Genomic DNA, 14180 nt, shown 5'->3' with positions numbered 1-14180 from the left:
GGGCCGGAAGCGACGAACGGAAAGGAGTAACTAACCTGATTCTCGTGACCCGCGCCGCGCCCGTACCCCGCACCTCCGCCGACAACGGCCCGGATTCGGGGTTCCGCCGCCGCCTGCTCGACGCCATGGCCGCCGCCGTGCGCGAACGCGGCTACCAGGACACGACCGTCGCCGACGTGGTCCGGCACGCCCGCACCTCGCGCCGCACCTTCTACGAGCACTTCACCAGCAAACAGGACTGCTTCATCGCCCTGCTCAGCGAGCACCACAAGGACATGATCCAGCGGATCGATGCCGCAGTCGACCCGCACATGCCCTGGCGCACCCAGGTTCGCCAAGCCATCGAAGCGTGGATACACACCGCACAACACGAACCCTCCCTGACCCTCAGCTGGATCCGTGTCGTTCCCGCCCTCGGTGACGACACCCGGCAGTTGCAGCGCGAGGTCGGCGAAGCGTTCGTGACACTCATCCAAAAACTCGCCGACACACCGGAATTCGCGGCCGCAGGCCTGCGCCCGCCATCCCGCCAGGTGGCCACCATCCTCTTCGGTGGCTTCCGGGAACTCATCGCCACCACCGTGGAAGACGGCGACGACATCGCCGACATCATCGACGTGGCGGTCGAATCCGCGATCGGGCTGATCGGGCCCCACCCCTAGCCCCCCGCCACGCTTCACCGTTACCGTGCCGCGTCGACGAACGATCCGTCGATCAGCACCGGCACCACCGCGCTGCATCCGAGTTCGGTGGCCACCGCGACATCCTGCGCGAACCCGCCCTCGGACAGCTCCCGGCCGGAAGCACAATCCCGGATCAGCGCCGCGACGTCGGCGATCCCGTCGTGCGCCGCTGCGGCCGCATACGCTTCCGGAGACAGCGGCCCCGCTCCACAGCGCGCCAGTGCCGCGGCGACCGCCCCCGCACCGAGCCAGTCCTCCACGGCGGGCCGCAGTTCGTCACGGCCCGGCCAGTGCTCACCGGCCGCGATCACAGCGACCGGCTGCCGCGCGTTTCCCCATCCCCGCCCGGCGATCCAAGCAGCGACCGCACCCGCGTTACGCAAGCACGCGGCTACCACCGGCACACCACTGACCGCCGCGGAGATGGCAGAACCGTTGGGCGAGGGCAGCACGAGCCGCTCGGCGACCGGCGCGCGCCGCAACGCCGCCGGAGACAACGACCACGGCTGCCGCTCCGACACCGCTCGCCGACCCACCGCCAACTCCGCGCCGTGCCGCGCGGCGAACTCCGCGGCAGCGCCGTCCCGCCACGGGTAGGGCAGCACCCGCGTCCCCGCTTCCACCGCGACCGACACCGACGTCGTGAACGACAGAACGTCGACCACCACCACACACGCGCACTCCGACGCCAGCGCCGCCGCGCCCATCACACCCCACTCCAGCCGCACACCCCACGACCGCTGCCGCGCCCACTCGGCGATCTCCGCCATGAACTCCCTCCCGATGGTTGGTCCCGGCGATCCGGCACCACCGGACCACCGGGGCGTCGAAGCGCCTGCCGGGCTAGCTCTGCTCGGGCCGGTAGAACCACTTCTCCAAACCGAAATCCTCCCGGATCTTCTTCTGGTCCACCAGGAACTGCTTGGTTCCCGTCAGCAACTGGATGCCCAGCGGCGCGAAGATCTCGTCGGGGATGTAGCTTTCGCGTGCGGTGGCACGCACCACCGCTTCCGGCGATTTGGACTGGGACACCTCGTAGTTCACGTAGTCGTCCCAATGCTCTTTGGCATACCGGTTGGCCTCGACGATCACCGACTGCCACGCTCTACCGAATTGGGGGTGGCTGTCGAGGAAGTCCTGGCTGCTGACCGAGGAACTGGTCCCCGCCAGCTCGGGGTGGTTGTCGTGAATGGAGTCGACCTGGTGGAAGCCCTTGGCCAGGAACGCGTGGAAGAACGACGACGGGTTCACATCCGGCAACGCGACCGCCGCGATGTCCCCGCCGTTGAGCGGCGCCTCCGCGTCGGTCGCCAGCAGATGCACCAACTGCGCCTGGATCCCCTCGGCCTTCAGCGCTCCCTGCAGATAGCGGTCGATATAGGAACCGGACTGTACGCCGACCTTCTTGCCCGCCAGATCCTTCAAGGTCCGGATCGCCGGATCCTTGGCCACCACACCCGCGTTGTAGTTCACCGCCGCGATGGCGAGCAACCGCGTCTTCAACCCGCTGCCGCGCGCGACCAAGGCGGGCGTGTCACCGTAGGTCGCGACGTCGAGGCGGCCGCCGACCAGCGCCTGATTCAAATCCGGGCCGTTGGGGAAGCTGTAGACCTCGATGGCGTCCACCCCCAGCGGCTTCAGCGCGGGCAGCAGCGCCCCGCGCTGATGGGCGAAGCCGACCGGTCCGGTCAGCACGTTGCCGGTGCCGATGGTGCCGATGCGAAGGATCTTGATCTCGGCGCGGGTCGCCGAGCCCGCGTCGTCCGACCCGCAGCCGGTGAGAGCCAGCAGCAGGGCGGACACGACAGCGGGCACGATCAGCCGAAGTTTGCGCATGATTCGCTTTCGTTCTTCAGAGTTCCGACAACCGCGGCGGCGGAGTGCCGTGCGGCAGACGCGGCCCCACCGCGACGAGACTGCCGGGTTTGCGGCCGCGGCCCCAGCCGATCTCCTTGCGGTAGCGGCCGATGTGCTCGCCGCTCACGGTGTCGTGATCGGCCAGCGGCGTCGCCTCCGGGTCGACGTACAGCGCGTCCGTGGGGCAGTAGGCCTCGCACATGAAACAGGTCTGGCAATCGGATTGCCGTGCGATGACCGGGATTCCGCCGTCGGTACGGTCGAAGACATTCGTGGGGCACACGTCGACGCATTTGTCGCAGGCGATGCAGTCACCCGCGCGCAGGATCTCGATCATCACGCCACCGCCAGGGTGGTGGTCGCCGCGGACGTCGCCGTCCACACCTCGTCGAGCCCGCCGGACAGGATGTGGTGGTGCTGCTTCGGATCCAGATCCGGATGGTCGGCCCGTTTGCTCATCCCGCGCGTCTCCGTGCGCGCCAGCGTCGAACGGTACATCAGCCGTCCCACCGCAGTCATGGCCGCGGCCTGCCGGGCCCGCACCCGCTCGTCTCCGGTTCCGCCGCCCAGGCCCCGGGTGGCGTCCTCCCACACGCTGTCCAGCCGCTCCAGCGCAGGCCCGATCCGGTCACCATGGCGCAAGTAGTTCTTCTCGAACGGGATCACCTCTTGCTGCACGGCTTCCACCACATCCGCCGCTCGGACCGACTCGGCATGCTCCGGCCGCAACCCCGTGCGCCCGGCGCCACGCACATCGGCACTCCCGGCCCGGCCGGCCCGCAACGCGAACAGCGCCGCGCCGCGGCCTGCCCAACTGCCCGACGACATCGCCCACGCCGAATTGTGGCTGCCCCCACCGGTGAAACCGCCGCAGATCCGTTCCCTCGTCGCCGCGTCACCCGCCGCGTACAAACCCGGAACCGTGGTGGCGCAGTCGTCGTCGACGACATCGATGCCACCGGTGCCGCGGACGGTGCCCTCGGCGAGCAGATCCACCTCGAACCGGTCGGTGAACGGGTCGATACCGCGCCGATCGAACTGCAGGAAGAAGTTGGGCTGTCCCAGCCGCATCTGCGCCTGCACCACCGCGTCGGCACGATCGAGCTGCGCGAACACCTTCTCGTGCAACAGCGTCCGCGCGATCACCGAACGGCCCTTGGTCGAGCCCGCGCCCTCGAGCACCCGCCCATCCTCGTGGAAGAAGGTCGCGTAACCGTAGTAGGCGGTCTTGGTGATCGTCGATCCCTTCGGCACGATCGCGTAAGCGTTGGAAAATTCCATGCCCGAGAACCGAGCGCCCACCTCGGCCGCCATCAACGCGCCGTCACCGGTGTCGACGTTGGTGCCCAGCGCCCGGGACAGGAACGCACAACCGCCGGTCGCCAGCACCACCGCACCGGCCACGATGCGGTAGTCCCGGTCGGCCTGGCGCTGGTAGCCCGCCGCGCCGCGCACCACGCCGTCGTCGTCGACCAGCAGCTCCAGCGCCGGCGAATGGTCGAGGATACGCACCCCGGCACGTTTCACCCACGCCCGCATCCGGCGCATGTACTCCGGGCCCTGCACCCCGGTGCGGATCTGCTCACCGGTGCCGGAATCCACGGGGAACGGATACCGTCCCTCCACCGCGAGCCGATTCATATTCGCGTAGGTCTGATCGAGCACACGGTCCATCCAGTAGTGGTCGGCCAGATGCCCGCCCAGCGCTTCCCGGCTGGCCTTGGCGTTCGCCCGCGCGGTGGCCTCCGGCGCCACGTACCACACGCCGGTGCCGGACGGAGCGGTGGCGCCGCTGGTCCCGCAGTAGCCCTTGTCCACCAGCGTCACCTCGGCGCCGGCTTCACGGGCATGGATCGCCGCCCAGCAGGCAGCGGGCCCGCCGCCGATCACCAAGACGTCCGTACTGATCTGCAACGGTTCACTCATGCGTCTGCTCCTGTCGGTGCCTCGGGATTCACGCCGAGTGCGAGCAGCAATCGGCGGCGGAGTGCGGAGAATTCGGGGTCGACCACCGACCGGGGGCGGGCGACGGTGATGTCGAAGGATTCGGCGATGCGGCCGTCGCGCAGCACGAGCGCCCGGTCGGCCAGCAGCAGTGCCTCTTCCACATCGTGGGTCACCAGCAGCACCGACTGCCGGTGCAGCGTCCACAGGCGAGCCACCAGAGCCTGCACTTTCAACCGGGTCAGCGCGTCGAGGGCGCCGAACGGCTCGTCCAGCAGCAACAGTTCCGGATTGCGGACAAGCGCCCTGGCCAGCGCCACCCGCTGCGCTTCCCCGCCGGACAGCGTCGCGGGCCACGCATCCGCCTTCGCGGTGAGCCCCACTTCCTCCAGCGCCGTCAGCGCCAGCGCCCTGCCTGCCCTGTCGACGCCGAGAACGACATTGCGCCACACGCTGATCCACGGAATCAGCCGGTGTTCCTGAAACACGATCGCCTTGGAAGCAGGCACGTCGAACGACCCACTGAAGCCACGGTCCAACCCGCCGATTCCGCGCAGCAGCGTACTCTTACCGGATCCGCTGGCCCCGAGCAGAGCAACGAATTCCCCCGGCGCGATATCCAGGTCGACCCCGCGCAGTACCGTGCGGCCGCCGAAGGCACGCACCGCCCCGCGAATGCGAACACCGGTCTCGATGGTGGCGGTCATCTACTTCCCCTCGTATCCGGTGCGCCAGGCCAGCAACCGGTGTTCCAGCACGCGCACGAACAGATCGGTGAGCAGCCCGAGCACCGCGTAGATCACCAGGACCAGGAAGATCTGATCGGTCCGCAGGAACTCCTTGGCGTCGTTCATCAGGAACCCGAGACCGACCGGCGTGGTCTGCATCTCCGCGACCACCAAGGTGAGCCAGCCGATGCCGAGTGCCTGGCGCAAACCGACCAAGATCTGCGGCAACGCGCCGGGCAGGATGATCTTCGTGGTCAACTCGAACCGGTTGAGGCCCAGCGACTCCGCCGCCTCCACCAGCCGCCGGTCCACACCCCGGATCCCGGCCAGCACGTTCAGATAGATCGGGAAGATCGGCGCGACGATGATCAACGCGATCTTGAACGAATCACCGATACCGAACCAGATGATGAACACCGGTACCAGCGCCAGCGTCGGCAACATCCGCAACGCCTGCAGCGGGCCGTTCACCAGGTCCTCGGCGACGCGGAACAACCCGGCCGCCACCCCGCACACCAGACCGATGCCGATGCCGATCGCCAACCCGACCGCCACCCGACGCCCGGAGGCGGCCAGATGCTGCCACAGCTCACCGGACTCGATCAGCTCCCACCCGGCCTCGAGCACCTCGGTCGGCGCCGGAGTGGTCGCGCCGAGCCAGGACCGGGCGCCCAGCTGCCAGACGATCACCGCCAGAATCAACCCGGACGAGGCCCGGGCCAGGCCGATCAGCCTGCGAGTGAACGACACCGGGCTTTCGGTGGCCGCCTCGGCCGGGGCGGAAGGTGGCGCAGATGTGGTCGGATCCAACTGCAACGTCATCTGACACGGTCCTCACACGAGAAGTACTGTCCGGAACAGTAAGGTGTGCAGACGGTTCACAGAACGATTGCGATCAACGCGATCCTGAACCGGTGCGGGATACGCCCACTCCTACCGCACCGGCCTCCATCAGGCGCGATGCGACCCTGAGCGGGCGGGACCGACCTCACGGCCAGAACTTCGCCGGGGTGAGCGAATCGGCGCTACGCGCGTCCGGCCGCACCCCTGTCACGACGTCCGGTGTCACCCGTTCTCGGTGACGGTGGTGTCGGGGTGGCGGCGGCTGGTGTCGGGCTTGACGAAGTGCCCGGTGATCGCCGAGCGGTCACGCCGGTTGTCACCGTCGTGCGGCTCGTCCTCGCCGAGGGTCGTCTTCGGGTTCTCCGCCGCGGTCTCCTCGCTCACATATTCACCGGTGTCGGCGGAACGATAGCTCTTCTCGGCCACGAGATCCTCCTCGAACTGTCTACTCGAAACCCCTAGCAGGGCACTTGTTCAGCCCTTCCCGGAATAGCACCGCCACGCCGCGGGAAACGTCCCCTCGGTCGACAACCACAGAACAGGTGACCGTTACTGCGCTGCACCGCGGTTGCCGTAGAAACGACGCGGACCCAGCGTCGACCGGGCTCAGGCCCGAAACCACACAGGGTGAAACGCCGTTGTCCGCGTGTTGACCGGGCGAGCCGATCGGCACTATGCAGGCCAGGCTGATTCAGCCGTGGCAGGAATGCGCGTCCCCTCCAGGCGATCGGCGAGCGCGGGCAGCACCGCCGAACACCCCGCGTCCAGCGTCAGCGCGGCCAGCTCGTCGCCACGCGTGCGGCCGCGATTGACAATGACGACAGCACGACCGCGCTTGGCCGCGTGACGCACGAAACGCAGACCCGACATCACGGTCAGCGACGACCCGGCCACCAGCAGCGCATCCGCGGCGTCGACGAGCTCGTAGGCCGCGGCCACCCGCTCCTTGGGCACGTTCTCCCCGAAATACACGATGTCCGGCTTGAGCATGCCGCCACAGTCCGCGCAGTCCACCATCCGGAAGCCACCGGTGTCGGCCACCACCGCGTCGGCGTCGGGTGCCACCTCGAGCCCATCGGTGGTCGCAGCCTCCGCGAAGCCGGGATTGACCGCCTCCAGCCGGTCGGCCAGCGACATCCGGGAAATCAGGAACCCGCAGCGCAAACAGCGCACCCGCGCGTAGGTGCCGTGCAGGTCGATCACCCGCCGATGCCCCGCCTTCGTGTGCAGCAGGTCCACGTTCTGGGTGATCAGCCCGGTCACCACGCCCATGCGCTCCAGCCGCGCCAGCGCTCGATGCCCGGGATTGGGACGCGACCCGTCCATCCGCCGCCAGCCGACGTGATTACGCGCCCAGTACCGCTGCCGGAACACCGGATCGCCGACGAACTGCTGAAAGGTCATCGGGTTGCGCGGCGGCGAGGACGGACCACGGTAGTCCGGGATCCCGCTGTCGGTCGAGATCCCGGCACCGGTCAACGCGACGACCCGGCGCCCATCGAGCAAGCGCACCAGCCGCTCGAATCCGGCGCCGGGAGGCGTCCGCGTCAATTCCGACATGCCGTTCAGGGTACGGCGGGACGCCGCGGCGACGACACCGGGTTCGCCGAGGTCAGACCCGCCGCATCACCGACACGACCTTGCCGAGCACCACGGCTTCGTCACCGTCGATCACCTCGTAGGCCGGATTGCGCGGCTCCAGGTACACGTGACCGTTACGCCGCCGGTACACCTTCACCGTCGCTTCCCCGTCGATCATCGCCGCCACGATCTCCCCGGAGTGCGCCTCGTGCTGCTTGCGCACCACCACAATGTCGCCGTCACAGATGGCCGCATCGATCATCGAATCACCACGCACCCGCAACCCGAACACCGTGCCCCGCCCGACGAGCTCCCGCGGCAGCGTCATCGTGTCGTCCGCGTGCTCCTCGGCGAGAATCGGAGCGCCCGCGGCGATATCGCCGACCACCGGCACCGTCACCGAATCCTCCGCCGTCTCCCGCCGCACCGGAGCCTGCAGGAACATCCGCACGTCGATCGGACGCGACACCGTCCGGCTGCGGCGCAGAAAACCACGCTCCTCCAGGCTCTTCAGATGCTTCGACACCGACGACGCCGACCGCAGACCCACCGCGTCACCGATCTCGCGCGTATTCGGCGGATACCCGTACCGCAGCACCCAGTCCCGAATCGTGGCGAGAATCCGCTGCTGGCGCGGCGGCAACGTCGAGGTGTCGAGATGCTCGAACGCGTCGAGCGGGTCGTATCCGGTCACCCGGGGAATAGTAGAGGCACGGGCCGACACGACGGATCGGCCAGCGCGCCGGGCACGCCGAACAGCGCCCGATCGGGTTCGGGAACCCAGCAGACTGCGGCGGTGTCCCGGTTGTAATTCCCCGCGACGTGCTCGACCAGATGCCGCAGACCCGGATGCCGGTTGCCCGCCGACCACAACAGCGCCAACGGATAGGCCGGCGTGGGATCGACGATCATCAGCCGCCGCACGTTCGGATGCCACGGCGTCTGCCCACTGTCACCGCTGAAGGTCGCCAGCGTCGACGAATCCGCGATGCGTTCGACGATCCCCGCCATACCCTCCAGCGGCCCGCTGGTGTCGACCGGAATCCCGCTGAACGCACTGAGTTCTCGATAGAAATCGGCCCACTCCGACGGCACGGCCGCACCGGGCACCCACACCGGATGCCCCGCGATCTCCCGCAACGCGATCGTCGACCGGCCCGCGAACGGGTGGTCCTTACCCACGAGCAGATACAGCGGTTCCAGATAGGCGGGTGCAGCAACGATGTCGCCGGACAGCTCCACCGGGCCGCCGTGCGCGCGGGCCAAGGCCGCATCGACGAGACCACTGCGCAGCGCCTCCCGTGAGGTCGTGATCATGTTCGACAGCACGACCTCGGTGTCGCAGCGCGGATGACGCGCGAGATAGAACTCCATCAACTCGGTCGCGGCCATCCGCTTGCCCAACACCGCGACCCGCAACGGCCGCACCTGTTCCCGCACGGCCCGCACCGCCGCCTCGGCACCCACGAGCAGCGACCGCGCGTGCGGCAACAGCCGCATACCAGCGGCGGTCGGCGCACTGCCGCCGCGTCCACGGTCGAAAAGCTCCACACCCAGCTGCGATTCCAGTTTCGCGATGCGCTTGGACACCGCCTGCTGGCTGATGCCGAGCACAACGGCGGCGTGACCGAACTGCTCCTCCTCAACTACCGCGACGAACGCGCGCAACGCCGCGAGATCCAGCTCCACCATGACCTCCATCGACAACCATCCATCGTCGACACCGCCGAACTCATCGCCACCACCGCCACCCGTCCTGTGCAGCGCACCAGCAGCCTCCGCCATCCTCCGCGATCTCAGAACGCACTCGCGCCCATCGTCTCCGGTGGGCGGATCACATCCACGTCCGTGAGCGGGCCGACATAGCGCTCTACCTCCACCAGCGTGAGCTGCCCGGCGCACCCCTGGCTGAGCGTGGAGGACGGGCGATCGGCGACGAGCACGTTCGGATTACCGTGGCGGCAGAACGTCGGATCCGCCGGGTCGGGGTCGTACCACGCACCGGTGGACAACTGCACGACACCGGTCCGCACCCCGTCATCGACCACCAGCCCGGCCAGACAACTACCCCGCTCGTTGAACACTCGCACGATGCCACCGGCACGCAGGCCACGAGCCTCGGCGTCCGCCGGATGCATCCGGATCGGTTCCCGCCCGGAAATCTTCACCGACCGGCTGTAGGCGCCCACGTCGAGCTGACTGTGCAACTTCGTCCGCGGCTGATTCGCCACCAACTGCAAGGGAAACCGCTCCGCCGCCGGGCCGCCGAGCCACTCCTCCGGCTCCAGCCACACCGGATGCGGCGGACAATCGGCGTACCCGAAGCCGTCGATGGTCGCCGAGAAGATCTCGATCTTCCCGCTGGGCGTGCTGAGCGGGTGACGGTCCGGGTCGGCGCGAAAGTCGGCGGCCAGCACTTGCCGTGGGTCCGGCACCGGAAGCTCGAGCGCTTCGCCGGACCAGAACGTGTCGAAATCCGGGAATTCGTATCCCGCACCAGACTGCTCGGTTCGCCACCGCTCGTACAGATGCCGCAGCCATTCGCCGACCGAGCGTCCTTCGGTGAACTCCTTGCCGACCCCGAGCCGATCGGCCGTCTCGGCGAAGATCCGATAATCATCGCGCGCCTCGGCAGCCGGACGGGTCAGTGCCGGCATCGGAAAGAACGACCGGTCACCTTCCCCGGCGCCGTAGTCGTCGCGCTCGATGGACATCGTCGACGGCAGCACGATGTCGGCATGCCGCGCGGTAGCCGTCCAGAACGCATCGTGCACCACGACCGTGTCCGTACGTTCGAACGCCGCCCGCAACCGAGCCAGGTCCTGGTGGTGATGGAACGGGTTGCCGCCACACCAATACACCAATCGCACAGTCGGATACACCAGTTCCTGACCGTTGTACCGATACGGCGCGCCCGGGTTCAGCAGCATGTCCGCGATCCGCGCGACCGGAATGAAGGAATCGATACCGTTGCGCCCCTGCGGAAGTCGCGGCACCGGCCCACGCGCCGGCTCCCCGACGCCCGCGGCCGATCCGTAACCATGCCCGAACCCACCCCCGGGCAGTCCGATCTGCCCCAGCATCGCCGCGAGCACCACACCCGCCCACAGCGGCTGCTCACCATGTCGCGCCCGCTGCAGCGACCAACTCACCGTCACCAGAGTCCGAGCCGCGGCCATCTCGTGCGCCAGCATCCGGATACGCTCGGCCCGCACGCCGGTGATCGCCGCGGCCCAGTCCGGATCCTTCACCACTCCGTCCACCGCGCCTCGGAGATACGCAGCGAACCGGTCGTAACCGACTGTGTAGCGGCGCAGAAACTCCTTGTCCGCCAGGCCTTCCGCGTCCAGCACCTGAGCCAGCGCGAGCATCATCGCCACATCGGTACCCGGCAGCGGCGCGATCCATTCGGCCTCGCTCTCCGGCGGGGTGTCGTCGCGCAACGGACTGATCGACACGAATCGGCAGCCCCGGGCCCGTGCCGCGGAGATCCAGCCCCGCGCGTTGTGCCGGGAGACGCCACCCGGTGACACTGCCGAGTTCTTCGGCGACAGACCACCGAAAGCCACCACGAGTTCGGAGTGCTCGGCCAGCACCGCCTTCGCTGTCGCCTGTTGTGTCAACCAGCCGATGCCACCGATGACGTACGGCAGGAAAACCGTCGAAGTCCCCAGGCTGTAACTGTTCACGTGCCGGACATAGCCGCCCAGACAGTTGAGGAAGCGGTGCAATTGGCTCTGCGCGTGATGGAAGCGCCCCGCGCTGGCCCAGCCGTACGAACCGCCGTAGACCGCCTCCGCCCCGTACCGCCCGTAGACCCGGCCGAGCTCGCCGGCCAGCAGGTCCAACGCCCGCTCCCACGACACCGGAACGAAAGCTTCCGAACCGCGCGGACCCGGCCCCGGTCCGTTGTCCAGCCAACCCTGCCGGACATACGGCCGAGCGATACGAGTGGGGTGATGCTGCGCCGAAGCGACGTTGCCGATCAGCGGCATCGGCTCCGGGTCACCACGCCACGGCCGGACCTCTGTGAGCCGTTCACCGTCGCTGTCCGCCTCGAACGCGCCCCAGTGGGTCAGATGCGTGGTCACCGCCCTACCGTAACCGGCCCCACCGACACCGGAGCGCCGCTCGTCTCGCGATCCACGCTGCCTCAGCGGGATATGCGGCGCAGTTCGAAGATACGGAACTCTCGCCCGCCGGAGAGCTCGTACTCCATGGCGTAGCCGGGCCAGAACTCGACCGCCAGATCCCACACGGGCTTGCGCTCCACGCCGCTGATCTCACGCACGGCGACCAAGAATCGCTCGCCTTTGTGCCGGACCGAGGCAGTCTGCGCGGCACGCAGATTCGCCGACCATGCCGGATGTTGCGGACTTCCCCAATTCGAGCCGAGGACGAGGAAGTCCGCGCCGTGCGGAACGTACAGCAACGAGGTAGTCCGCGGGATCCCCGTCTTCCGGCCCGGCACAGTGACTTCGATGGACGGCAGCCCCGCCACATCCAGTACACCCTTTCGCCCGCCGCTCATCCGGCGGATCAAGCGTTCGAGTCGTAGCACGACCGGCGCCGACCGCATCGCCCAGCGCTGCTGGGCGAGCCGTCGAGCTACTCGCGGCAACGGATTCGCCATAGAGGAATCCTGACACGCTCTCGCTTCCGAGCAGGTCACGCGGTCCTGGGTCGAGGGACATCTCACAGCCCCTCGGCTTCTTTGCTCTGTTCTGTTGGGGCTGCAAGTTGGGGCTTGAAGTCCGATTGGAATACATATTTAGATGCGCATATCTACGTAACAACATAAAATTTGCCTTGAAACCCGTTGTGACATCTCGCTTACGAGCTGCGTCCAGCGCAGGTTCTCGGAGAACCGCCCTCCCCGACTTCGAGAAAACGGACAAGTGACCAGTTACCCTGTCCCCCGTGCCGTCCTCCCCGCCCCGGTCCGCGTGCCGGAGGTCCACGTGGGCCACCCCTATCTCGGAACAGGAGTTCGATGCGTTCATCCCGCCGCCACGTCTCGGTCGCCTTGGCGGCCGTCGCCGCGGTACTGCTCGGAGGCGCTGCTCCGGCAGCCGCCCGTCCCGCGCCACCCGCTGTGGTCACACCGATGGGCCCCGATTTCCTGTGGGGCGTCGCCTCGTCGGGATATCAATCGGAAGGCCACGCCCCGGACAGCAACTGGTCCCGCTACGTCGCTTCCGGGAAAACGACTGATCCATATCGTGATTCGATCGACTTCTACACGCGCTACCGCTCGGACATCGCCCTCGCCGCCGCTCTGGGCGTGAAGGTGTATCGCATCGGCGTCGAGTGGGCCCGCCTCCAGCCCCAGCCGGGCAAGTGGGACCCCGAAGGGCTGAAGTTCTACGACGATGTGGTCGCCGCGATCACGGCCGCGGGGATGCGCCCCATGATCACCATCGACCACTGGGTCTACCCGGGCTGGGCGGTCGACCGCGGGGGCTGGAACAACCCGGGCATCGTCGAGGACTGGCTGGCCAACGCACGCGCGGTCGTCGATCGCTATGCGCCGTACCAGCCCTTGTGGGTCACGTTCAACGAGCCGACCTTCTACTTGGTGAACGAACTGCGTCACGGCGGATTGCCGCCCACCGCCGCGCCTGCGATGCAGGACCGGATCGCCCAGGCGCACGACAGCATCTACGACTACATCCACCGGGTTCAGCCGGGCGCCATGGTGACCAGCAATGTCGCCTACATCCCGGGTGGCGAGGACGTGGTGAACAAGCCGCTGGTGGACAGGATCGGCACCGAACTCGACTACATAGGCATCGACTACTACTACGGCCTCTCCCCCGACAGCCTCACCGCCGCATCGAGTTTCACGGAGCTGTGGAAGAACCCGCTGCAGCCGGAAGGCATCTATTACGCGCTGCAACACTATGCGCGTCAGTTCCCTGGCAAGCCGCTCTACATCGTCGAGAACGGGATGCCCACCGAGAACGGCCTGCCCCGCGCGGACGGATACAGCCGCGCCGACTCGCTCCGCGACACCGTCTACTGGCTCCAGCGCGCCAAGGCCGACGGCATGAACCTGATCGGCTACAACTATTGGAGCCTCACCGACAACTACGAGTGGGGTTCCTATACACCGCGCTTCGGCTTGTACACCGTCGATGTCCTGACCGACCCGGCGCTGACGCGCGAGCCGACGGACGCGGTGTCGGCGTACACGGACATCACCCGAGCCGGCGGCGTCGCGCCCGATTACCGGCCGACCCGTGCGCCGAAGGATTGTTCCTTCGTCGACGTGCCCGCCAGCTGCTCCGACCCGGTCACCGTGCCCCGATGACACCACGAGGTACACCATCGACTGGAGGTGGACGATGACCGACGACCCCATCGCAATCCTGCGGCGCTGGACCGATTCGGGCGGAATTTGGCGGGTCGCCGGACGCCGAGCCGATTCGGTCACCGTCGCCCTCTACCAGTGCACGGGCGGTGAGGAGGTCGACCGGCTGGTCTCTTCCGATCCCGCGCTGATGCGCTATCTCGGTGAGCGAACCAGCAGCGAGGAGTGAAC

General features: G+C 67.9%; 15 protein-coding genes. 3 read left to right on the top strand and 12 right to left on the bottom strand.

Annotation, left to right across the window (positions count from 1 at the left end; translation table 11 throughout):
• Window positions 1-44: 44 nt before the first annotated feature.
• Entirely contained in the window at window positions 45-662 is a 618-nt protein-coding gene (locus tag ON21_RS12655; RefSeq protein WP_245562569.1) for a TetR/AcrR family transcriptional regulator, read from the top strand.
• Window positions 663-682: 20 nt separating this feature from the next.
• Here the strand turns inward: ON21_RS12655 and ON21_RS12650 are convergent, their stop codons facing one another.
• The 12 genes from ON21_RS12650 to ON21_RS12595 form a co-directional block, all read right to left on the bottom strand.
• The gene (locus ON21_RS12650; protein ID WP_051020730.1) at window positions 683-1453 is read right to left on the bottom strand and encodes a 2-phosphosulfolactate phosphatase; all 771 of its coding nucleotides are present in this window, start codon (window positions 1451-1453) and stop codon (window positions 683-685) included.
• A gap of 73 nt (window positions 1454-1526) precedes the next feature.
• Window positions 1527-2519, bottom strand: coding sequence for an ABC transporter substrate-binding protein (locus tag ON21_RS12645; RefSeq protein ID WP_039798027.1), 993 nt, complete (start codon window positions 2517-2519; stop codon window positions 1527-1529).
• Window positions 2520-2535: 16 nt separating this feature from the next.
• Window positions 2536-2877 carry a 4Fe-4S dicluster domain-containing protein gene (locus tag ON21_RS12640; protein WP_039798053.1) on the bottom strand — a complete coding sequence of 114 codons (342 nt, stop codon included), beginning with the start codon at window positions 2875-2877 and terminating at the stop codon, window positions 2536-2538.
• Entirely contained in the window at window positions 2877-4466 is a 1590-nt protein-coding gene (locus ON21_RS12635) for an FAD-dependent oxidoreductase (RefSeq protein ID WP_039798026.1), read from the bottom strand. Before ON21_RS12635 ends, ON21_RS12640 begins: the two co-directional genes overlap by 1 nt.
• A complete protein-coding gene (locus ON21_RS12630; protein ID WP_039798025.1) occupies window positions 4463-5191 on the bottom strand; it encodes an ABC transporter ATP-binding protein in 729 nt (242 codons plus the stop codon). Before ON21_RS12630 ends, ON21_RS12635 begins: the two co-directional genes overlap by 4 nt.
• Window positions 5192-6034: an ABC transporter permease gene (locus ON21_RS12625; RefSeq protein WP_039798024.1), complete on the bottom strand. Its 843-nt coding sequence runs from the start codon at window positions 6032-6034 to the stop codon at window positions 5192-5194. It abuts the gene before it with no gap.
• Window positions 6035-6277: 243 nt separating this feature from the next.
• On the bottom strand, window positions 6278-6481 hold the full coding sequence (locus tag ON21_RS12620) for a hypothetical protein (RefSeq protein ID WP_039798023.1): 204 nt from the start codon (window positions 6479-6481) through the stop codon (window positions 6278-6280).
• 246 nt (window positions 6482-6727) lie between these two features.
• Complete coding sequence (locus tag ON21_RS12615) at window positions 6728-7615, bottom strand: Sir2 family NAD-dependent protein deacetylase (protein ID WP_051020729.1); 888 nt, start codon at window positions 7613-7615, stop codon at window positions 6728-6730.
• Between the two features lie 52 nt (window positions 7616-7667).
• Window positions 7668-8330 carry a transcriptional repressor LexA gene (lexA, locus tag ON21_RS12610; RefSeq protein ID WP_039798022.1) on the bottom strand — a complete coding sequence of 221 codons (663 nt, stop codon included), beginning with the start codon at window positions 8328-8330 and terminating at the stop codon, window positions 7668-7670.
• A complete protein-coding gene (locus tag ON21_RS12605) occupies window positions 8327-9337 on the bottom strand; it encodes a LysR family transcriptional regulator (RefSeq protein WP_063821058.1) in 1011 nt (336 codons plus the stop codon). The genes lexA and ON21_RS12605 overlap by 4 nt, the downstream gene beginning before the upstream one ends.
• Window positions 9338-9432: 95 nt before the next feature.
• Window positions 9433-11727 carry a molybdopterin-dependent oxidoreductase gene (locus ON21_RS12600; protein ID WP_039798021.1) on the bottom strand — a complete coding sequence of 765 codons (2295 nt, stop codon included), beginning with the start codon at window positions 11725-11727 and terminating at the stop codon, window positions 9433-9435.
• A 62-nt stretch (window positions 11728-11789) separates the two neighbouring features.
• The gene (locus tag ON21_RS12595) at window positions 11790-12269 is read right to left on the bottom strand and encodes a nitroreductase family deazaflavin-dependent oxidoreductase (RefSeq protein ID WP_039798020.1); all 480 of its coding nucleotides are present in this window, start codon (window positions 12267-12269) and stop codon (window positions 11790-11792) included.
• Between the two features lie 360 nt (window positions 12270-12629).
• Here ON21_RS12595 and ON21_RS12590 point away from each other — a divergent pair, with 360 nt between their 5' ends.
• Both ON21_RS12590 and ON21_RS12585 read left to right on the top strand, forming a co-directional pair.
• On the top strand, window positions 12630-13949 hold the full coding sequence (locus tag ON21_RS12590) for a family 1 glycosylhydrolase (RefSeq protein WP_039798019.1): 1320 nt from the start codon (window positions 12630-12632) through the stop codon (window positions 13947-13949).
• Between the two features lie 34 nt (window positions 13950-13983).
• Window positions 13984-14178, top strand: a complete 195-nt coding sequence (locus ON21_RS12585; protein WP_039798018.1) for a hypothetical protein — start codon at window positions 13984-13986, stop codon at window positions 14176-14178.
• Window positions 14179-14180: the final 2 nt, after the last annotated feature.

This window comes from Nocardia araoensis NBRC 100135, from assembly GCF_000308435.1.
Taxonomy (GTDB): Bacteria; Actinomycetota; Actinomycetes; order Mycobacteriales; family Mycobacteriaceae; genus Nocardia; species Nocardia araoensis.
Note: the sequence above shows the minus strand (reverse complement) of the source record. Positions and strands in the feature narration are given on the sequence as shown.